19 protein-coding genes are annotated in these 19,200 nt (G+C 62.4%); 11 read left to right on the plus strand and 8 right to left on the minus strand.

Going from position 1 to position 19,200, the window contains the following annotated elements; genetic code table 11:
* The first annotated feature begins 187 nt into the window (after positions 1–187).
* Both rfbF and rfbG read left to right on the plus strand, forming a co-directional pair.
* A complete protein-coding gene (gene rfbF / locus FNV92_RS11325; protein ID WP_041748174.1) occupies positions 188–958 on the plus strand; it encodes a glucose-1-phosphate cytidylyltransferase in 771 nt (256 codons plus the stop codon).
* Positions 955–2,022 (plus strand): CDP-glucose 4,6-dehydratase, encoded by a 1,068-nt coding sequence (gene rfbG / locus FNV92_RS11330; RefSeq protein WP_143840919.1) that lies wholly within the window; start codon positions 955–957, stop codon positions 2,020–2,022. The genes rfbF and rfbG overlap by 4 nt, the downstream gene beginning before the upstream one ends.
* On the opposite strand, the gene FNV92_RS11335 is transcribed toward rfbG, so the two are convergent.
* A complete protein-coding gene (locus FNV92_RS11335; RefSeq protein ID WP_143840918.1) occupies positions 2,023–2,913 on the minus strand; it encodes a phosphotransferase in 891 nt (296 codons plus the stop codon).
* Positions 2,903–3,856 carry a sulfotransferase family protein gene (locus tag FNV92_RS11340; RefSeq protein WP_143840917.1) on the minus strand — a complete coding sequence of 318 codons (954 nt, stop codon included), beginning with the start codon at positions 3,854–3,856 and terminating at the stop codon, positions 2,903–2,905. Before FNV92_RS11340 ends, FNV92_RS11335 begins: the two co-directional genes overlap by 11 nt.
* Positions 3,857–4,025: 169 nt before the next feature.
* Here FNV92_RS11340 and FNV92_RS11345 point away from each other — a divergent pair, with 169 nt between their 5' ends.
* Genes FNV92_RS11345 through FNV92_RS11355 form a run of 3 tightly spaced genes read left to right on the plus strand, consistent with a single transcriptional unit; the run spans position 4,026 to position 6,659 of the window.
* Positions 4,026–4,943, plus strand: a complete 918-nt coding sequence (locus tag FNV92_RS11345) for an NAD-dependent epimerase/dehydratase family protein (protein WP_143840916.1) — start codon at positions 4,026–4,028, stop codon at positions 4,941–4,943.
* Positions 4,921–5,739 (plus strand): transketolase, encoded by an 819-nt coding sequence (locus FNV92_RS11350; RefSeq protein ID WP_143840915.1) that lies wholly within the window; start codon positions 4,921–4,923, stop codon positions 5,737–5,739. Before FNV92_RS11345 ends, FNV92_RS11350 begins: the two co-directional genes overlap by 23 nt.
* On the plus strand, positions 5,736–6,659 hold the full coding sequence (locus tag FNV92_RS11355; RefSeq protein ID WP_143840914.1) for a transketolase family protein: 924 nt from the start codon (positions 5,736–5,738) through the stop codon (positions 6,657–6,659). The genes FNV92_RS11350 and FNV92_RS11355 overlap by 4 nt, the downstream gene beginning before the upstream one ends.
* Positions 6,660–6,736: 77 nt before the next feature.
* On the opposite strand, the gene FNV92_RS11360 is transcribed toward FNV92_RS11355, so the two are convergent.
* The gene (locus FNV92_RS11360; RefSeq protein ID WP_143840913.1) at positions 6,737–7,699 is read right to left on the minus strand and encodes a glycosyltransferase family 2 protein; all 963 of its coding nucleotides are present in this window, start codon (positions 7,697–7,699) and stop codon (positions 6,737–6,739) included.
* Between the two features lie 204 nt (positions 7,700–7,903).
* On the opposite strand from FNV92_RS11360, the gene FNV92_RS11365 reads away from it, so the two are divergent.
* The 5 genes from FNV92_RS11365 (at position 7,904) to FNV92_RS11385 (ending at position 12,537) form a co-directional block, all read left to right on the plus strand.
* The gene (locus FNV92_RS11365; protein WP_143840912.1) at positions 7,904–8,872 is read left to right on the plus strand and encodes an AAC(3) family N-acetyltransferase; all 969 of its coding nucleotides are present in this window, start codon (positions 7,904–7,906) and stop codon (positions 8,870–8,872) included.
* Between the two features lie 93 nt (positions 8,873–8,965).
* Complete coding sequence (locus tag FNV92_RS11370; protein ID WP_143840911.1) at positions 8,966–9,202, plus strand: acyl carrier protein; 237 nt, start codon at positions 8,966–8,968, stop codon at positions 9,200–9,202.
* Positions 9,203–9,238: 36 nt separating this feature from the next.
* Positions 9,239–11,131 carry an HAD-IIIC family phosphatase gene (locus FNV92_RS11375; protein WP_143840910.1) on the plus strand — a complete coding sequence of 631 codons (1,893 nt, stop codon included), beginning with the start codon at positions 9,239–9,241 and terminating at the stop codon, positions 11,129–11,131.
* A gap of 12 nt (positions 11,132–11,143) precedes the next feature.
* Positions 11,144–12,088: a class I SAM-dependent methyltransferase gene (locus FNV92_RS11380; RefSeq protein ID WP_143840909.1), complete on the plus strand. Its 945-nt coding sequence runs from the start codon at positions 11,144–11,146 to the stop codon at positions 12,086–12,088.
* On the plus strand, positions 12,088–12,537 hold the full coding sequence (locus FNV92_RS11385) for a VOC family protein (RefSeq protein WP_143840908.1): 450 nt from the start codon (positions 12,088–12,090) through the stop codon (positions 12,535–12,537). Before FNV92_RS11380 ends, FNV92_RS11385 begins: the two co-directional genes overlap by 1 nt.
* Before the next feature lie 27 nt (positions 12,538–12,564).
* Here the strand turns inward: FNV92_RS11385 and FNV92_RS11390 are convergent, their stop codons facing one another.
* Positions 12,565–13,896 (minus strand): hypothetical protein, encoded by a 1,332-nt coding sequence (locus tag FNV92_RS11390; RefSeq protein ID WP_143840907.1) that lies wholly within the window; start codon positions 13,894–13,896, stop codon positions 12,565–12,567.
* Positions 13,897–14,160: 264 nt separating this feature from the next.
* Here FNV92_RS11390 and FNV92_RS11395 point away from each other — a divergent pair, with 264 nt between their 5' ends.
* Positions 14,161–15,624: an MATE family efflux transporter gene (locus tag FNV92_RS11395; protein ID WP_143840906.1), complete on the plus strand. Its 1,464-nt coding sequence runs from the start codon at positions 14,161–14,163 to the stop codon at positions 15,622–15,624.
* Between the two features lie 6 nt (positions 15,625–15,630).
* Here FNV92_RS11395 and FNV92_RS11400 read toward each other — a convergent pair whose 3' ends face one another.
* Genes FNV92_RS11400 through FNV92_RS11415 form a run of 4 tightly spaced genes read right to left on the minus strand, consistent with a single transcriptional unit; the run spans position 15,631 to position 19,164 of the window.
* Positions 15,631–16,842, minus strand: coding sequence for a glycosyltransferase family 4 protein (locus FNV92_RS11400; protein ID WP_143840905.1), 1,212 nt, complete (start codon positions 16,840–16,842; stop codon positions 15,631–15,633).
* Entirely contained in the window at positions 16,839–17,606 is a 768-nt protein-coding gene (locus FNV92_RS11405; protein ID WP_143840904.1) for a class I SAM-dependent DNA methyltransferase, read from the minus strand. Before FNV92_RS11405 ends, FNV92_RS11400 begins: the two co-directional genes overlap by 4 nt.
* Positions 17,603–18,721 carry a DegT/DnrJ/EryC1/StrS family aminotransferase gene (locus FNV92_RS11410; RefSeq protein ID WP_143840903.1) on the minus strand — a complete coding sequence of 373 codons (1,119 nt, stop codon included), beginning with the start codon at positions 18,719–18,721 and terminating at the stop codon, positions 17,603–17,605. Before FNV92_RS11410 ends, FNV92_RS11405 begins: the two co-directional genes overlap by 4 nt.
* Positions 18,718–19,164 carry a cupin domain-containing protein gene (locus FNV92_RS11415; protein ID WP_143840902.1) on the minus strand — a complete coding sequence of 149 codons (447 nt, stop codon included), beginning with the start codon at positions 19,162–19,164 and terminating at the stop codon, positions 18,718–18,720. Before FNV92_RS11415 ends, FNV92_RS11410 begins: the two co-directional genes overlap by 4 nt.
* Between the last annotated feature and the right edge of the window lie 36 nt (positions 19,165–19,200).

The following is a 19,200-nucleotide window of genomic DNA, read 5'->3' on the forward strand; positions in this document are numbered from 1 at the left end:
TCAGCCGGACCATACCGATGTCGACCGTCAACTGTCGACTCCGCGACAGAGGCAAACTCGTCGGAAATCGCCAGCAGGGCGGATTCTGGCGCGTTACCCGCCCTGGCTTCCCAATTGACGGCCTAGAGGCCCTGAAGTAACCAGTGCTCAACTGGAAGTAATTTTCTCGGACTTCGGCAGGATTCCAATGAAAGTCGTAATCCTCGCAGGAGGCTTGGGTACTCGGATCGCCGAGGAGACCAGCACGCGGCCGAAGCCGATGGTCGAGATCGGCGGCCGGCCCATCTTGTGGCACATCATGAAGATCTACAGCCACTACGGCTTCAATGATTTCGTGATCTGCCTCGGCTACAAGGGCTACATGATCAAGGAGTACTTCGCGAACTACTTCCTGCACATGTCCGACGTGACGTTCCATCTCGCCGAGAACCGGATGGAAGTACATCGCGAAACTGCGGAGCCCTGGCGAGTCACGCTAGTTGACACCGGCGAGGAAACGCAGACCGGCGGCCGGCTGAAGCGGGTGCTGCCTTACGTCGCGGACGAGCCGTTCTTCGCGCTGACCTATGGCGACGGCGTCGCCGACATCGATCTCGGTGCCGAGATCGCCTTCCACAAGGCGCATGGCCGCAGGGCCACCGTCTCGGTGGTCCGGCCGGCAAAACGATTCGGCGCGGTGGCGATCGAGGGCGACCGGGTCGTCAATTTCGAGGAGAAGCCGAACGACGACGGCGGCTGGATCAATGGCGGCTTCTTCCTGCTGTCGCCGTCGGTCGGTGATCTCATCGCGGACGACAAGACGATCTGGGAGCGCGAGCCGATGGAGCAACTGGTGCGCGGCGACGATCTGCGCGCCTATGTGCATCCCGGCTTTTGGCACCCGATGGACTCGCTGCGCGATCGCAACTTCCTCGAGGCCGAATGGGCGGGCAAACGCGCCAAATGGAGGGTCTGGTGACGGACCCTGCGTTCTGGCGCGGCAAGAAGGTCTTCCTGACCGGGCATACCGGCTTCAAGGGCGCATGGGCCTCGCTTCTGCTGCGGCGCCTCGGGGCCAGCGTCTACGGCTATGCACTGCCGCCGACGCACCAATCTGCGCTGTTCGTGACGGCGCGTGTCGCAGACGACATCAAGCATCGCGTGGCCGACATCCGCGATCTCTCCGCCTTGCGCGCCGCGATGGCGGAGGCCGAGCCCGACATCGTCATCCACATGGCGGCGCAAGCGCTGGTGCGCCCGTCCTATGAGGAGCCGGTCGAGACCTTCGCAACCAACGTCATGGGCACGGTACATGTGCTGGAAGCGGCCCGGCCGCTGGCTTGCGTGCAGGTGATCCTGAATGTCACCAGCGACAAGTGCTACGAAAACAATGGCACAGGGACGGCCTTTCGCGAAGGCGACCGTCTCGGCGGCGACGATCCCTACAGCAACAGCAAGGCCTGCGCCGAGCTCGTGACGCATTCCTATCGCCACAGCTTCTTCAACCAGAAGGGAGCAGCCCGCGTCGCTAGCGCGCGCGCCGGCAACGTTTTCGGCGGCGGCGATTTCGCGCGCGACCGCCTGGTGCCGGACGCGATGCAGGCGTTCCTGGCGGGCGAGGCGCTGCGCATCCGCAATCCCAATTCGGTGCGGCCCTGGCAGCACGCGCTCGACCCGGTGCTCGGTTATCTCGAGCTGGTCGAGCGGCTGGCGGGCGATGAACGTTTCACCGGAGGCTGGAATTTCGGGCCCGATGCCGCGAGCGAAGTGCCGGTCGGGACCGTGGTCGATCGTCTGATCGCGCTGTGGGGGGACGGCGCGCGCTGGACCGCCGATGCCGGCCCGCATCCCCACGAAGCCGCCTATCTCAGGCTCGACTGCGGGAAGGCGCGCAACGAACTCGGCTGGACGCCGCGGCTCGATCTGGCACAGGGCCTGCGGCTCACGGTCGACTGGTACAAGGCCCTGCGCGATGGCCGGGACCTGCGCAAATTCTCGCTAGATCAACTCGACCAGGTCGTCGGCGCCACCCAGGCAGCGTGATCAGCGCGATAGTTCCAGAATCTCGGCGATGCGTGCCTGCGGGGGTACCGCGTGCTTCAGATACGCACCCGAGCGCACCGCCAGGTAGGATTTGAGCAGGACGACGAGCGCGAGGATGGCACGCTCTATATCCGGCGCCAGACCGGTCCGGCCAAAGGCCGCCGTTGGCAGGAACGCCCGGTTTTCCATGAAGGTCAGCCAGTACAGATAGTCGTAGCCGGCGATGCCGTCGAACGCGTCCTCCCAGTCGATGACGCGTAGCTCGGTGCCCGCAAGCATGATGTTCTTCGGCCCAAAATCGCCGTGGCAGAGCGCTGCGGGCAGCTTTGGGAAGCGTTCTTCGAGCCGTGCGATGAGCCCGCGCGTTTCAGCCGCGGTGGCCTGCTCGATCAAGTTGCGATCCGAAAGCGTCTCCAGCGCGCGAGCGGCGGAGGCCAAATAGAGTTGGAACGACGGAAGATGGTCCGGCCGCCAATCGCCGAGGCGTTCGCTGCATTCGCCCGCGATTGCGGCCGCCTCGGCGGGCTGCATCGGGCCGGCCAGCGGCAGCAGCGCCGGCATCAGCAGGCAGAGCCGAGCCGTTCCATCCGCGAGCCGGACGTCGAAGCGGTCGAGCACGATGGTACTACCATAGAGCCGCACAAGCACGTCCGCTTCCTTCGCAAGGCTCGCGCGGGCGTCTGCGCCTGGAAGATGTGTCTTCAGAAACCGCTTCTCGCCCGCAATCTCCGCATCGAAGCAGACACCGAGCGTGCCGCCGAGCGCCGGCGTCACGCTGACGGCGCGGCCAGATGATTGCAGCTGTTGCCGCAGCGCGGGCAAGACGCGCGCGCGATCGGCGGCGATGTCGGGACGGTCGTCGGTTTCGAAGAACCCGATCTTACCCAGCACGATAGAGCGGGCCCAGATAGTCGATCTGGTCGTAGCCGAAATGGCGGGCCAGCGCCGCGGTGCCCTGCGCGATCTGCTTGCGCTCCTCGGCCGAGAGCTCCTGGATCACGGCCTGGTTGTAGTCCTTGGTGCTCTTGAGCACGGTTCCCCAGGGCGCGATGGAGTCCTTGATCTCGACGCCGTTCCAGCTCGGATAGAGCATGCTGTCGGCGAACGGCACGCCTATGAAGCCGGCGGCTTCCGTCATGAACTTGCGCTTGTCCTCTACGAGGTCCTCGTAGCGGAAGATGCGCACGTTGTCCGGATACATCTTGGCGAACATCTCGACGGTCGAGTGATAGATGTTCCAGGTAATCAGGTATTTTGACAGCGGCTGCGGGAAGGGACGGCGCTTGGTGTCGCGATAGGCCGAGAACGGATTGCGGACGATGTGCAGGATGCGGATGTTCGGGAAGTCGCGCACCATGCGGTCGGCGTCGATACCGATGGCGGGCGAGTAGCCGACGTGGACCATGCCGGGGCGCGGCTTGGTGTAATAGTTCTCCCAGGCCGCGAAGGTCGAGCGGAAGTAGGCTTCGACCACTTGGCGGCGGAAGATCGGCGGCTCACCGACGATCCGCGCAAATTCGGCGACGCGCTTCTTCTCGTCCATGACGCAATCGGCGTCGCGGAACTTGGAGCCGTTGCGCTTGCGTAGGAACGTCTTCAGCTCCTCGTCGATCATCTGCTCGTAGAGTTCGACCGCCGTCAGCCCTTCAGGAAATTCGGGATAGCGGTACTGAACGCGCTCGACGGAGGCGAGGAAGTCGTTGAAGTTGCGATTGCCGAGCTGCGATTCGAAGGGATAGACGAGCAGGTCGGGATGGCCATCGAAGTGCCGGTGGGTGACGTTTCCGCCGTGCTCGAAGCCCGCGGAAATCATGGCCAGCCTGAAGTCGCTCATGCGTCTACCCCTGTGTCGTCAAACGTCGGTTCTGGCCCCCCGTTTAGCTGCATGGGCCGGATAATCAAGTTCGGATAGGGCCCGGCAGGGGCGGAAATACGTCTCCGGGCCGGTGCGTGTTCCCGAGGCGGGACATTGACGGACCCGGGTGGCTGATCTACCCGGGGCCATGCGTGTTTTTGTCACCGGCGCGAGCGGTTTTCTGGGCTCCTATCTCGTTGCAGACCTGCTGGCGGGGGGGCATGAGGTGGCCGTCCTGTTGCGGCCGGACAGCGCCTCCTGGCGTCTCGGGGAAGCCCATGGCCGCTTGCACGTTATTCCGGGCGCCCTGGAGCACCTGGAGGGGCTGCACGGCGCTCTGGGGGCCTTTGCGCCGGAGGCGGTCGTGCACATGGCCTGGCGCGGCGTTGCTGGCAGCGACCGCAACAGCCCGGTGCAGGCAGCGAACGTCGCCGATACAGTCGGACTTGTCGAGCTCGCCGCCCAGGCTGGGTCCAAGATCTTCGTCGGTGCCGGATCGCAAGCCGAATACGGCCCCTATGATAGGGCGATCCGCGAGGACGACCTACCACGGCCGACGACGCTTTACGGCATGGCCAAGCTCGCGGCCGGATCAATGGCGATGCGCTTGTGCGAGGAGCGGGGACTGCGTGCGGCATGGCTGCGGATCTTCTCGACGTACGGTCCGAAGGATGCGGATTACTGGCTGATCCCGAGCATGATCCGGAACCTGCGCTCAGGACAACATATGGCTCTGACGGCCTGTGAGCAGCGCTGGGGTTTTTTGCACGCGCGCGATGCGGCCGCGGCCTTCCGGCTCGCGATCACGCAAGCGGCTGCGAGCGGCATCTTCAACGTCGGCAGCCCGGAGGCGCCGCCGCTGCGCGAGACGGTGACCAAGCTGCGTGATCTCGTCGACCCCGGCGCAACCCTGGGGTTCGGCGAGTTGGCCTACCGGCCCGATCAGGTTATGATCCTGGCCGCTGACGTTTCGCGCATGCTCGCGTTGGGCTGGAAGCCCGAAGTGTCGTTGGACGAAGGACTACGCGAAACGGTAAACTGGCATGACACGACCAAACCTTCCTGAGCCGAAAGAGTTCGCGCGCCGTATCCGCGCGCAGGCACTGCGCATGGTGCATGCCGCCAAGGCCTCGCATATCGGCGGCTGCCTCTCGATGGCGGACATCCTGGCGGTACTGTACACGCGAATCCTGCGCCTCGATCCCGCCGAGCCGCAAAGTCCGGGCCGCGACCGCTTCGTGCTCAGCAAGGGCCACGCCACGGCGATCATGTACGCCACGCTCGCCGAATGCGGTTTCTTTTCGCTGGCCGAACTCGACACCTATTGCCGTGACGGATCGATCTTCACCGGGCACGTCAGCCATGCGGTTCCCGGCGTCGAGGTCTCGACCGGCTCACTCGGTCATGGCCTGCCGATCGCGATCGGCATGGCACTCGCGGCACGCTCCGCGGGTGCCGGCAGCCGCGTATTCTGCCTGCTCAGCGACGGTGAATGCGACGAGGGCTCCAATTGGGAGGGCATCCTGTTTGCGCCCCACCACAATCTTTCCAATCTTTGCGTCATCGTCGATTTCAACAAGATCCAGAGCTTCGGCACGGTTGCCGAGGTGCTGAACCTGGATCCGTTCGCCGACAAATGGAAGGCGTTCGGCTGGCATGTCGAAGAGATCGACGGCCACGATGTCATCGCGCTCGAGCGCGCGCTGGGCGCCGTGCCGGCTCCATCTGGCCGGCCGACCGTGGTGATTGCCCACACCGTAAAGGGCAAGGGCGTGAGCTTCATGGAGAACAAGCTCGAATGGCATTACCGTTCGCCGTCCGATGAACTGCTCGCGCAGGCGCTGGCCGAGGTCGGGGCATGAGGACCACATTCATCGAGAGCCTGTCGCAGGCCGCGAGCGAAAACCCCGATATCTGGCTGCTCTGCGGCGATCTCGGCTATTCCGTGCTGGAGCCCTTTGCGGCGAAATTCCCCGGTCGCTTCATCAACGTCGGCGTCGCCGAGCAGAACATGGCGGGCATGGCCGCTGGAATCGCGTTGTCGGGCAAGACGGTCTTCATCTACTCGATCGGCAACTTCCCGACGCTGCGCTGCCTCGAGCAGCTTCGCAACGACGTCTGCTATCACGGCGCCGACGTCAAGGTCGTGGCGGTGGGGGCCGGCTACGCCTATGGCAGCCAGGGCTACACTCACCACGCGCTGGAAGATGCAGGCATCATGTCGATGCTGCCGGGCATCGAGGTGTTCGTGCCCTGCGATCCCATGGAGGTGCGCGCCGCGACGCGCCTGATCGCGGGAAGCGGCAAGCCGTCCTATCTGCGGCTCAGCCGGCAGGGGGAGCCCAATCTCGGGGCCGTCGTGACCGACCCGCGCAAGCCGCGGGTCCTCCGTGAGGGACGGGAGGTCGTCATCCTCGCGTCCGGACCGATCGCCTCGCGCGCGCTGGAGGCGGCCGGCGAGCTTGGCGGGCGCGGCAGGGAAGTTGGCGTGATGAGTGTTTCCTGCCTGAAGCCGCTCGACGAGGCCGCGATCCGCGACGCCGTGCGTGACGCCTCTCTTATCGTGACGCTCGAAGAGCATATCCTGCGTGGTGGTCTGTTCAGCCTGGTGGCGGGTGCGTACGCCGGCGATGCGCAGCGACCGCCGGTTGCAGGGATCGGCATTCCCGAGCAGGGAGGCAAGACGTCGAGCGCAGGTTCGCGCGAGGCGTTGCTCGATGCCGCCGGCCTGTCGGTTCAGGCGATCGTCGCTCGGATCGAGCAGTCGCTGGCGAAGCGCTGAGGCGACCAGAGCGCGTTCGAGCGACGTGTGTGCCGGTTTGCGTTGAGAAGACGCGTCAAAAACCGGAACCCGGAGCACTACGCTCCCGAAGGCGGCGGAGGTCCGAAATTGACGCGCTCGCGCTCGAACACCACGGGCTTCTCGCGCACCTGTCCGTAGATCGCGAGCACGTATTCGCCGATCATGCCCATGAAGAACAACTGCACGCCGCCGAAGAAGAACATTGCGACGATCAGCGTGAGAATGCCTGGCTCGGCAAGCTTCTGATAGAGCACCAGGCCGATGATGAAATTGACGATTGCGTATGCGATGCTCACGGCCGAGATCAGAAAGCCCGCGAACAGGCCGAAGCGAACCGGTGCCGTGGTGAAGGACACGAGCCCGTTGATGCCCTGATCGATCAGCGCGCCGGCGCGGTTCTTCGAAAACCCTTTCTTGCGCTCGCGCCATGTGTAGGGCACGCCGACCATGCGTCCACCGCATTCGAACGTCATCATGCGCATGAACGGATAGGCGTCACGGACCAGGCGCATGGCCTCGACGACGCGCCTGTCGACGAGTTGGAAGTCGCCGACGCCCGGAGGCACTTTGAGTTCGGAAAATCTGGTGAGCAAGCGATAGTAGGCGTTGCGGAGCCCGCGCATCAGACGGCCTTCTTCCCGCAGGGCGCGGATGCCGTAAACGATCTCGTTGCCGGCTTCCCACAGCTTGACGAACTGGGGAAGGAGTTCGGGCGGATCCTGAAGGTCGGCCGGCATGAACAGGAGAACGGCGTCGCCCCTGCTCGCCATCACCCCGTTATAGGTATTGCGCAGCGGTCCGAAGTTGCGTGCGTTGACGATGACCTTGACCGAGGGATCGCTCGCGGCGATCTCGCGCAAAATCTCGACGGTGCGGTCGTCGGAGGCGTTGTCACAGAAGATGTGCTCGCGCTGATAACCCTTCAGATCATCGTCGAAGATCTTTCGGATCGCCTCATAGCAATCCCTGACATTCAGCTCTTCGTTGTAGCAGGGCGTGATGACGCTGATTGTCTTCACAATCGTCTTCCTTGGCGAAGGGGCTGCATGAGAAGACAGAGCCTCAAGCATGCGGGATAGTGGACCTGGAGCTTCTAGCTGTTCTGCATCCCGCGTACCAGTCTGCTACTGCAACGTGAAATTCGAATCAAACGGCAGAACGCCGGCCCCCCGCGCCGGAAGGGCGATGATGGCCTGTAATTTGATATAATCTGGAATATCAGGATGATGTCGACATCGTCCGGGCGGCCTGATACCTCACGATCCGCGTGCCAGGACCCAAAGAGCTGCTACCGCAACGAGATGTCAGCCTCAATTCGACAATTCGCGATCTCCGCTCTTCGGCGCCTGCTGGGCCGCGCGGATCTGCGCTCTTACGTCCGGCTTCGCCGGCTTGCCTTCGAAAAAAGGATGTTCAAGGAGCCGATCTCGGCTCCGCAATTGCGATCGGCCTTCGAGAAATTGGGGGTCAAGGCCGGCGCGACAGTCTGGGTCCAGTCTTCCTGGAACGAGTTTTACAACTTTCCGGGAAAACCGTCGTCCGTCATCGATTTGCTTCTCGACCTGATCGGTCCCGAAGGAACCTTGGTGATGTCCGCCATTCCCTTGAAAGTCGACGAGTGCAAGATTCTGGAAATCCACAGAGAACCTGTGTCCACCGGGCTGATCGCTGAAACGTTCAGGCGCTACCGTGGCGTCAAGCGCAGCATTCACAACTCGTCCTCCGTCATTGCATTGGGGCCTCGTGCGGAGTTCCTCGTCAAGGACCACCAGCTGACGGAGACCCCGTGGGATCCCGAATCTCCCTATCAGAGACTGATGGAGGCCGATGCTCTATGTGTCGGGCTGGGAGTGGGGAGGTTTCTGGCGACCCTGACACCATTGCATGCCGTCGAAAGCATCCTTCGCCACGAGAATCCGGACTTTGCCGCGATTTTTCACGGGTCCACGACGTATCGGTGGCGTACGCGCGAGGGCGATGAGGGGACGCATACCTATCTCAACCGTAACGGGGCCTTCGACGCCGCGTGGCTCGGCCGGCATTATCCCCGCGATCAATACATCGAATTTCGCCTATCGAACTTGTGGATGTGGTCAATTCCGGCGCGCGACGCGATCATGACAGGCGTTTCCCTCGGCCGGCGTGGTATCAACATGTACAGGATGCCTTGGTATAGGCGCCTGATGGCCTAACGTATCGCCTTGAAATCAGAAGAGAAAACTTCGGTTGAAGCGGCGTCGGCCGGAGTATATGAAGGCGTTTCTCAACCGCGAAGGGCTTGATCAGTGGATAAGCACGCAGACGTCATCAGCCGATTGCAGGCAATTTTCCGGGAGGAACTCGATCTCCCGAATTTGCAGATTTCGCCGCAATCGACGCCCGACGACGTGGACGGATGGGATAGCCTTGCGACGATTCGTATCGTCGCTGCGGTCGAAAGAGAGTTCGATCGCGAGTTCGAAGCTGCGCAGATCGAGAGCATTCGCTCGGTAGCCGATCTGATCTCGATGATCGCAGCCTGACGCTGGTCAGTTTTTCTAAGTACGAGCGAGCCTGTCGTGACCAAGCCGATGATGAGGTGGCTGCCGCAGCCCACGACAAGCGACATCGAGCTCAGCCGCAGCCTCGGCGGAAGCAACATCGCTGATCTGGTTCGCCTGGCGCAATGTGAATGGGATGCAGGCGGCCTCCGCCGCCTCGCGACACGCTTGGCCGGAATTCAGTTGCCAGATGGCCAGCCCACCGGTCTGCAGGCGGTTCGTGTGTTGCTGCTCTCGAACTCGACGGCGCGGCATCTGAAGGAAACGCTGATCGGAACCGGGCTCCGGCACGGTATGCGTGTCGATGTCATGATCTCGGAATACGAAGATCCCGAGGTCTTGCTGGTGCGCGATTATGACAGCATCGTCTCCTTCAATCCTGACATCGTGGTCCTTGCGATGGACGTGCATGCCTTCGGCCTTCGGCCTGCGGCCGGGAATGCCGAGGCCGCGGCTGCCATTGCAAGCCGGGCGGTGGATCGCCTCCGTGCAATCCGTGAGAGCGTCCGGTCGTCGTTCAAGAAGCCGGTTGTCTTTCAGACCTTAACTTTGGATCCTGGCCATGTCAGGCTGCATGTCGATCGGCTGATACCCGGGTCGCACGCGGACCTCGTCGGCCGGGTCAATGCAGGACTCTCCGATTTCGTCAGATCCAGCGGCGACCTCCTGCTGGACGTTGCGATGCTGTCCGAAAGGATCGGCCAGGACAATTGGAACTCCGCGCGGCACTGGGCGCTGGCCAAGTATCCATTCGCGCCGGAGAATGCGCCGCTATATGCGGAGCATCTGGTCAGGCTGGTCGCTCTGAAGTTCGGCAAGTCGCGCCGGGTCCTCGTGCTCGATCTGGACAACACCATGTGGGGTGGGATCGTCGGCGATGACGGCAAGGAGAATTTGCTGCTCGGCCCCGGCAGTCCTGTCGGGGAAGCCCATTGCGCGCTTCAGGCCATGGCGAAGGAATTGCGCGACCGCGGCATCGTGCTCTGCGTTTCCTCCAAGAACGAGGAGAGCGTCGCCCTGGATGCGTTTCGCACGCACCCGGAGATGGTCCTCGCCGAGGAGGACATCGCCGTCTTCCAGATCAACTGGACCGACAAGGCAGCCAACCTGCAGGCGCTGTCGGACATTCTCAGTCTCGGCCTCGACAGCTTCGTCTTCCTGGACGACAATCCCGCGGAGCGAGCGCAAATTCGCTTTGCCCTGCCTCAGGTCGCCGTGCCGGAGCTCCCCAAGGATGTGACGGAGTGGATTCCGGTCTTTCAATCGGCTTGTTACTTCGAGACGACAGGGTTCACCGTGGAGGATCGTGACCGGGCGTCGTATTACCGGGCGGACGCCAGGCGCGCGGCCCAGCTGAAATCGTTCGCCCGACAGGAGGACTATCTCCAGTCGCTCGACATGGAATTGCTCGTGAATCCGTTCGACGCGATCGGGCGGAAGCGGATTGCGCAATTGATCGCAAAGTCCAACCAGTTCAACCTGACGACAAGGCGCTATTCGGAAGCCGATGTTGCGGCGGCCGAGGCCGATCCGCGCCGCATCACCTTGCAGATGCGGCTCAGTGACGTCTTTGGCGACAACGGCATGATTGGTGTCGTCATCGCGGACATCGGTGCAGATGCGATCGAGATCGACACGTGGTTGATGTCGTGCCGCGTCCTCGGACGCGGCGTTCCGGAGGCGACACTGGATTGGCTCGTCGCGCGTGCGCGGGATCTGGGTAAAGGCTTCGTGCGCGGCGTCTACATCCCGACCAAGAAGAACATGATGGTCGCGGATCACTATCGCAATTTGGGATTCGAATTGACTGGCGAGCGTCCCGGCGGGGAGACCGCATGGGAGCTCTCCGTGGACGCTTATCGGGACAAGAAGCCGCCCATCCGCATTCGCGATGCCGTTGGCGCGCACTGAAGGAGACGGATTTTGAGCACGGCGGCGTCAAGTCTGATCGACGAACAGCGTTTTCCGCAGCTCGCTGCGCTGATGCGGACCCAGTATGAGAGAACGCCTGCGCATCGCGCATTCCTGGAGTCGCGGTTCTCGCGCGCTTCTGCGGAAGATTTCGCGACGCTCGAGGAGCTCGCCAGCCAGATTCGGCAGATCGCGGGTCCGCGACTCGGCGAAATCTGCGACGGCTACGACTTCATCTGCAAGATCGTTCGGGAGGAGGAGATCTTCTTCCGGCGCCACGGACGATACCGGCTCACGACCTTCGAGGAAGCCAATCGCCTGGTCTACGGCAACACCGAATATATGGGCAGGTACATGGATGGCCTGCTGCTGACCCAGATTTACTGGTCGAACCATACGGCGTGCTATCAGTTCTATCGCAATGTGTTCCTGAAGCAGGCGCCTGCCGGCTACGACTATCTGGAAATCGGTCCGGGGCACGGACTGCTGCTCTATCAGGCTCTCAAGGACGAGAGATCGGGCAGTGTGAAGGGCTGGGATGTCAGCAAGGCGAGCATCGGCCAGACCTGGGATGCGCTGACGATCATGGGCATGTCGGGCAAGAAGCCCGAGCTTGTCCTGCAGGATCTATACGCGGTTCCCGACGACAGCGCGAAATTCGATTGCCTCACCTTCTCAGAGGTTCTCGAGCATCTCGAAGATCCGAAGGGGGCCCTGGTCAAGTTGCGATCGCTGCTCAAGCCGGCAGGTCGGCTGTTCGTAAATGTCCCGATCAACAGCCCCGCGCCGGATCATCTCTATCTGTTGCGCTCGCCGGAGGATGCCGTCGACGCGGTCCGCGCGGCAGGCTTCGAGATTGAACGCGCGGAATTCTTTCCGATGACAAACCACACGATGGAGCAGGCGCGGAAGCACAAGCTGACGATCTCTGCCTGCATCATTGCAAGACCGAACTGATGGCGTCTTCCGCCCGCCCCGAATTGACCTTCGACCATCTCGGCATGGTCGTGCGGGATCTCAAATCCGGGTTCGGAAATGTCTGCTCCCTGCTGCCGATCGTCTCGGCCACGCAAATCTATGACGACCAGATGCTCGGCGTCTCGGTCCAGTTCCTGCGCGACGCGAGCGGTGTAATCTTCGAGCTCATCGCGCCGCTTGGAGACAATTCTCCGGTCGCAAAGATCGCGGCGTCGGGCAGGGGCGTGATCAATCAGGTCGCCTACCGGGTCAGGAATTTGGCGGATGCCGCACAATATTTCCGCGCGCAAGGCGCAACGCCGACCGGCACGGCGAAGCCCGCGATAGCTTTCGCAGGCGCCCCAGTGCAGTTTTTTCTCACCAAAGAGTTCGTCGTTGTCGAACTGATCGAGAGCGAAGGGGCTTCGCGCGAATTTGTTCCCATCTAGAAGCCGGTTTCGATCGTTGGAAACAGCCTACTCGGCGCGGTGAAGACCGATGCGGGCTGCTTGGAATGCCCGCCGCACGCAGGACAACACTGCGGGGCCGATCTGGCCGGCATCGAATTGGCCGGCAAATCCGAACAGCGACTGAAAGCCTTCCACTTCATAGCCACCCTCGGGAATTTGCGCCTTGGTTGGGAGATATCCGCAAAGCGATCCCAGATAACCCGCGTAAAGGCGGATACATTCCGGCGGTTTGGGCACGGCTTCCCCGATCGCGGCTTCCCATTCAACCGACGGTTCAGCTGAGATGGCGACGATCTCGAGCGCATCATCGAAGCCGATCACTTGGACGCAGAGGGGCTTGGGTGGCGCAGTGCCTCGAAAGAACCTGCTCAGCGGAACGCTGGCCGAACCGATTCGTAACTCCCTCGGACTGAACTTTCTCGTCGCAGACTGCTGCGCGATCGCGTCCAGCTCGCTCGCGAGGCTGTCGCTCCAGCGACGCCAATCCTCCAGCGACACGGACGGAAAGAGATTTCCGAAGAATACAATTCGCACCAATCGCTGGAATCGTTCGCGCAAGGCAACAGGCCGCGGTGACGGCACGATATGTGGCCTGATGTTCCCGCAGAATCCCGTCAGGAACAGGCACGGAATGGCGCCGAGCCTGCGGCGAAGCCGTTCGCGAACCTTGCCGGGAAAGTCGGCGCTGATCGCGTCGGTCGGGACAACAGCCGTCGGGTGGCAGGTGTAGTGCCAGACCATTGCAATGGGCCGATCGTCCCTAGTGTCCCGCACGAGGAGGACTGTCGCAAGTTCGTTCTTCGGACCCTTTGGATTCGGCGAGAAGGCAATGCTGGTAAGGTTGAAACCGTGCATCCTGCCGATGGTCGGAAACGGCCAGTAACGCCGGCGGTTGATCGAATGCCGGAGCCTTCCCTCGGAGATTTCGAACACGACTGGCACGGGCTCTTGCCCCTGAAGTTGCCCTATGAGATCGTCCACGGCATCGGCAAGCTCGGCAACGAATCGCTCGTCCGGGATTCCCAGTGGCGCGCACGCTTTGTCCGTCGCGGGAGCGCTGTGCGTGTGGGAGGCCTGCAGAACGATCTCGTCACGGACGAAGCCGCGCTTCTCGAGCTTGCTGACGATGAGGTCTTGCAGCTCGGAGCCGACCTGCAGCAGGTCGAAGGAGAGAAGGAGGATCCGGCGGCCTGGGTCCTCGAACAGCACCGCTCCGACTTCGATAGGGTCGAGAATGTCGGAGCAGGGATTGGTCCTGCCCGGATAACCCGCAAGCCGGACCGGGCGGTCGCGCGGCGTTATGTCCCGATGGCCCGCTCGCGCAACGATGTTCGACAACGTTCAGCCCTCTCTATGGCACGGATGTCACTAGCCAATTCCGTACCGGCGTCCAAGCCGGAACCAGGTATCTCGTCGCTTGTGCACGGACGAGCGGAATACTAAGGCTTAGTTGGCGATGGAACAGCGGCATATTCGGAGCGGGACAGTGATTGGCCAGATGTGCCGTTTCCGGCGGATCGAACCACTTCGCCCGTGTCTGACGTGACCGAGTCCGGCTCAGACCGCGGGCGCCGCATCCTGGGGGGATGGTCGGCGAATTCGATGATCGTTCTGCTAGCGCTGACGCAGCAGATTGTTCTCATTCCGTTCTTTTTGCGGTATTTGGGGCATGAGACGCTGTCGGCGTGGCTCACGATCTTTGCCGCCGGGAGCCTGGTGCAGGCCGCCGATCCCGGTCTTCATGCGTGGAGCTTGAACCGCTTTCTCTCGTTCAAGTCACGGGGGGATTGCGATCGCCGGACCCGCAGCTACTTCGCCGGCATCCTCCTGCTTTTCATCGGCGTCGTCGCGGGCCTCGTCTGCCTCATCGGCATTCTGCTGATGCTAGTAAATCCTGCTGATGTCCTCGGATTTCGCAATGAGCCGAAGTTCGACCTGGCGTTCGCAATCGTGACGCTTGGCCTCGCCACCACGCTGCCAGTCAACCTTGCCAGTTCGCTGTTCCGAGCCCGTGGCTTGTATGGCCGCGTCGTCGCCGTGCAGGCGTGGGGAACAGGGCTCGGCCAGATCGCGCAGGTGATTGCGGTGTTTCTGACGGGCGATCTTCTAATGATGGCTCTGGCCTTCGTCCTCGGTCAGGTCGGCGTCTCCGCATTCATCCTGTTTTCGGACCTGAAGCTGCACTTTCCTTTCCTCAGCAGGTATCCACGGCGCGTTTCGTGGGCATGGACGAAGGCTCAATTCGCCGGTGCGTTTCCTTTCGGGATCATGAATTTTGCCGAAGTCGGAATGTCCTACCTGTCCGTCCTGCTCGTCGGCGCTTTGGTGTCCGATCGGGCCGCGATCGCCCAATGGGTTCTCACGAGAACTGTTTCGAATTTCCTGCGTGGCCTGTGCTATCAGTTCTCTCTGCCGATCGCGGCCGAGCTTGGGCACGATCATGCCGTGGGTGCGCGCGACAGCCTGCGCGCCCTGTATGCCAAGGGCCTGTTCGTGGTGACCTTCACGGTCAGCCTGATCACAGGTGGGCTGTTGTCCTTCTGGCGAGAATTCTTCGAGCTTTGGACCACGGGCAACATTCCATACGACGCCACGCTTGCAATCGTGCTGATTGGCGGAACTTGCCTGGTCACGCCGGCGACCTTCGCCATGAGCTACGCAAGCTACAGCAACAGGGGCACGCTGCTGCTCTGGACCAAGTCGCTGCAGATCGCGATCTTCTTCGGGCTTGCCTTGTTCCTGATCCCGGCTCTCGGTCCACTGGGCGCCGCCATCAGCCTGACGTCGGGAGACATTCTGGCTCAGCTCGGCATCCTGTTCTCGGTGTTACTCGTGCAGACCCTCAAGAGCCCGCTCCGACACGCCGCGCTTCTATTCGGAATGATGCTGGCGGTTGTCGGGGCGGGATTGGCGATGGGGGCGGCGGCGCGCTACATCGTGCCCGGAACCGGCTTCGTCCATCTGGTGCTGCAATGCTGCATTTGGCTCGCCGGCATCGCGCTGATTGCCTCGCCACTGACGAGCCGCGCGTTACGCAACAGGCTAATTCAGAATATTCCACATTGAAGACGCTCAACGAGGAATGAGCGCGAGGCGATGCTTCAGCCGTGCCATCTGTGCGGCGAATTGATCCCGGCCGAGCTCCGTCTCCCTGGCTAGCTGCTGCAATCGCTGTTCACCAGCTTCGCGCAGACGCTCGCGGGTCCCCTCGGTCCGAAGGTTGAGGATTGCGTCGGCGAGCGAAGCCGGATCGTCATAGTCGAACAGGATGGCGGCGTCGCCGGCTTGTGTTTTGAACGCTTGGGGATAGATGACGGGCGTTCCGACTGCCCAGGCCTCCAGCGGTGGCAGGTTGGTTGGGCCGAAGTAGCTGGGCATGACCAGCGCGGCGGCGCCGCGATACAGGGCGCCGAGTTCGGAGGATTCCACGAAGCCGAGGATCGAGACCTGGTCTGCAAGGCCATAGTCCGCGATCGAAGCTTCGATCTTGTCGCGTTCGCCGCGGTCCGATCCGCACAGTACCAGCCGCTCGATCCGGCCCTGGTCACGCAGCCTGGCCAGCGCGGCCAGAAGTGTGACGTGGTTCTTGTGAAGCCAGAACTGCGCCGGATAGAACAGGTAGTCCCGCTCCAGGCGGTATTTTCCCAGGACGGCTTCGTCGCTGGCTTTGGAGTCGTCGGCCGATGAGGCAACATAGATCGAAGGCGAGAACGGGATCTGCACCATGCGCGATCTCTCTACGGCGTAGCGCCGGGACAGATCCTCGACCAGTTCGGGCGCATTGACCACCACCAGAATCGCCTTCTTGCTTCCGAGTCCGAACAGGATCTCGCGCCGCTCGAACTCGCCGAACGTGCGCACTTCCGGAAATTCCGGCGCATCGCGATGGCAGCCGTCGAAGATCGTGATGACGAAGGGAAGCTGATAGAGCAGAAGGTGCCGCTTCGACGTCGAGGTGAAATGCACGACGTCGATCCCGTCTCGGACCAGGGCGCGTTCGAATGGGGACTTCAGTTTCAATCCGATCTGCACGAGATCGAATGGACCGCAATATTTGAGAAACAGGAAGGCATGATCGAGGACGCTGAACTTCAGCAGCCGTGCCTCGATGCCGAACTCCTTCAGGATGCGCTGGGTCTGCGGATAAGGTGAGTACACTACGACTTCGTTGCCGGACTTCGTCGCCCAGTCGCGAAGCCAGAGCACATCGTTCAGCGGTTGCTGAAATCCCCCGCCGACCTCAAGGGCTTGCTCCAGCATCACGGCCAGTCGCAACGGTCTCACGGCGAGGGTCTCTTTCTGGCGATCGAGTAGGCCGCCCAGGTCTTAGAGTTCGGCGCGGCCTGCGACAGCCAGGCGTAACTCCCGTCGGGTTGGAATCCGCTGGCCTGGAGCGAGGCTTCGATCTCGAACGGAAACCAGTAGCGCATGCGGTGTGTTTCGTCGACGCGCAGGATCGTGGCGCGATCGATGTCCTCGCAGAAGAGGGTGTAGTTCACGAAGACCGTCGCGTTGAGTTCGTCGTGCTCGGATTGCGCGATCCGGGTCAGCCGCAGCGGATGGCGTTCGATCTCCTTGACGCGGGTCTCGACGCCCTGTGCGAGCACGGCTCCGCCGTACCAATAGTCGAAGAAGAATATGCCGCCCGGCTTCAGTGCCGCGTGAGCGGTCCTGAACAATTGCTCGAGCCTTTCGCGGTCGTTCTGGTAGCTCGCCACATGGAACAGCGACACTACCGCGTCGAAGCCCTGCTCCGGTCCGGCGTCGCAGGCGTCGCCTTGGCGGAAGGGAATGTCATGCCCCGCCTGCTCGGCCCTGGACTTGGCGCGTGCGATCATTTCATGGCTGAGATCGATGCCGGCCACGCTCCAGCCGCGCCGTGCGAATTCGATCGCATGCAGCCCGGTGCCGCAGCCGAGGTCGAGCACCCTGCCGGATGCAATGCCGTGGTCGCGCAGGCGCCTCTCCACGAAATCCACCTCCGAAGCGTAGCTCTTGTCTTCGTACAGCAGGTCGTACCAGGGCGCGTATTCCGCGAAGACCGTCACGCCAGAATCTCCTTCAGGGCCTGCGCCGAGCGGGCTATCTCCGCTTCGGTCAATGCAAGGCCGCTCGGCAGATAGAAGCCCCGGCGGGCGATGCGCTCGGCGTGTGGGTGGGCCTCGTCCAGCATGTATCCCATCCGGCGCAGCACCGGCTGCTCGTGCATGCACCAGAAGAACGGCCGCGTGCCGATGCCCTTCTCGGCCAGGCGCCGCATTGCCTCCTTGGCATCGAACGGGACGTCGTCGTCGAGGACGATCGCATAGACCCAGTAGATGTTGTCGGCGTAGTTGGTGCGGGCAACGGGACGGCGGATGCCGGCTACGCCCTCGAGGTGCTCGTCGTACAGTCTGCCCAGCTTGCGCTTGAGCTCGACAGTGCGCGGCAGCTGCTCGATCTGTGCGACCCCGAGCGCGGCCTGCAAATTGGTCATGCGCGCATTCCATCCCAGCTCTTCATGAACGAAGCGCTGTTGCGGCTGGAAGCAGAGATTGCGAAGGCTTTGCAGGCGATGGGACAGCGCGTCGTCGTCGGTGAGGATCATGCCCCCTTCGCCGGTCGTGACGTGCTTGTTGGGATAGAAACTGAAGGTCGAGACATCGCCGAAGCTGCCGCAGGGCGCGCCGCGATAGGTCTGGCCGTGCATCTCCGCAGCGTCCTCGACGATCTTCAGGTCGTGCTTGCGGGCCAGCGTCAGGATCGGATCGAGATCGACAGGCAGGCCATAGATGTGGACCAGCATGATCGCGCGCGTGCGCGGTGTGATAGCAGCTTCCACGCCCTCGACGGTCATGTTCCAGGTGCCAGGATCGCAATCCACCCCCACCGGGACGAGGCCGGCTCGGACCACGGCAGCGGCGCAACTGATGATCGTGAAAGTCGGAATGATGACTTCAGCGCCCGGCTCGAGTCCGAGAGCGTGGACGGCAATGTCGAGCGCGACAGAACCATTGGTCACGGCAACGCCGTGGCGCCGTCCCGCGACCCGCGCCATCTCCGTTTCGAAGCGCTTGATGAATGGGCCCTCGGAGGAAATCCAGCCGGTGCGGACGCATTCGTCGAGATATTCGGCCTCGTTTCCATCCAGCAGGGGCGTGTTGACGGGAATGAATGAGGTCACAGGCCTGGACCCTTGATCCGTATCTCCGAGGCGGCTGCCTCCTCAAATCTCGTCTTGTCGTTCTCGCCGGAGTAGGGGCCTTGCTTGATCTCGAGCATTTCGACCGGCTCGATGACGCGAAACCCGTGCGCGCCGCTGCAGAGCAGGATGACGTCGCCAGAACCGAGCAAGCGGCTCTCGAGGTATTCTTCGCCCACCGTGTAGAAGTCGACTTGAAGTTTTCCCTTCTGGATGAAGAGAACCTCCTGCGTGTAGTGCACCTCGCGCGTCACCTTGTTGTGACGATGCGGCGCGATGCTCTTGCCCTGAGGATGGCTCATGAAGGCGAGTTGCTGCGACAATTCCGGTGTCGAGAAGAAGTGGATGCCCGACTCGCGAAACGAAGCGCGCACGATGATCGCGTAGAGCTGGTCGCCGAATCGGACATGTTCGACGTGTTCCATCAGGGCTTTTCCAGAATTCGGATTGTATTACAACGC

This window comes from Bradyrhizobium cosmicum, from assembly GCF_007290395.2.
Taxonomy (GTDB): domain Bacteria; phylum Pseudomonadota; class Alphaproteobacteria; order Rhizobiales; family Xanthobacteraceae; genus Bradyrhizobium; species Bradyrhizobium cosmicum.

Bases quoted from the DNA above. Each gene is read 5' to 3' on its own strand.
- rfbF (WP_041748174.1), top strand. From the start codon at position 188: ATGAAAGTCGTAATCCTCGCAGGAGGCTTGGGTACTCGGATCGCCGAG.
- FNV92_RS11340 (WP_143840917.1), bottom strand. From the start codon at position 3,856: ATGAGCGACTTCAGGCTGGCCATGATTTCCGCGGGCTTCGAGCACGGC.
- FNV92_RS11345 (WP_143840916.1), top strand. From the start codon at position 4,026: ATGCGTGTTTTTGTCACCGGCGCGAGCGGTTTTCTGGGCTCCTATCTC.
- FNV92_RS11350 (WP_143840915.1), top strand. From the start codon at position 4,921: ATGACACGACCAAACCTTCCTGAGCCGAAAGAGTTCGCGCGCCGTATC.
- FNV92_RS11355 (WP_143840914.1), top strand. From the start codon at position 5,736: ATGAGGACCACATTCATCGAGAGCCTGTCGCAGGCCGCGAGCGAAAAC.
- FNV92_RS11365 (WP_143840912.1), top strand. From the start codon at position 7,904: ATGATGTCGACATCGTCCGGGCGGCCTGATACCTCACGATCCGCGTGC.
- FNV92_RS11385 (WP_143840908.1), top strand. From the start codon at position 12,088: ATGGCGTCTTCCGCCCGCCCCGAATTGACCTTCGACCATCTCGGCATG.
- FNV92_RS11395 (WP_143840906.1), top strand. From the start codon at position 14,161: ATGATCGTTCTGCTAGCGCTGACGCAGCAGATTGTTCTCATTCCGTTC.
- FNV92_RS11415 (WP_143840902.1), bottom strand. From the start codon at position 19,164: ATGGAACACGTCGAACATGTCCGATTCGGCGACCAGCTCTACGCGATC.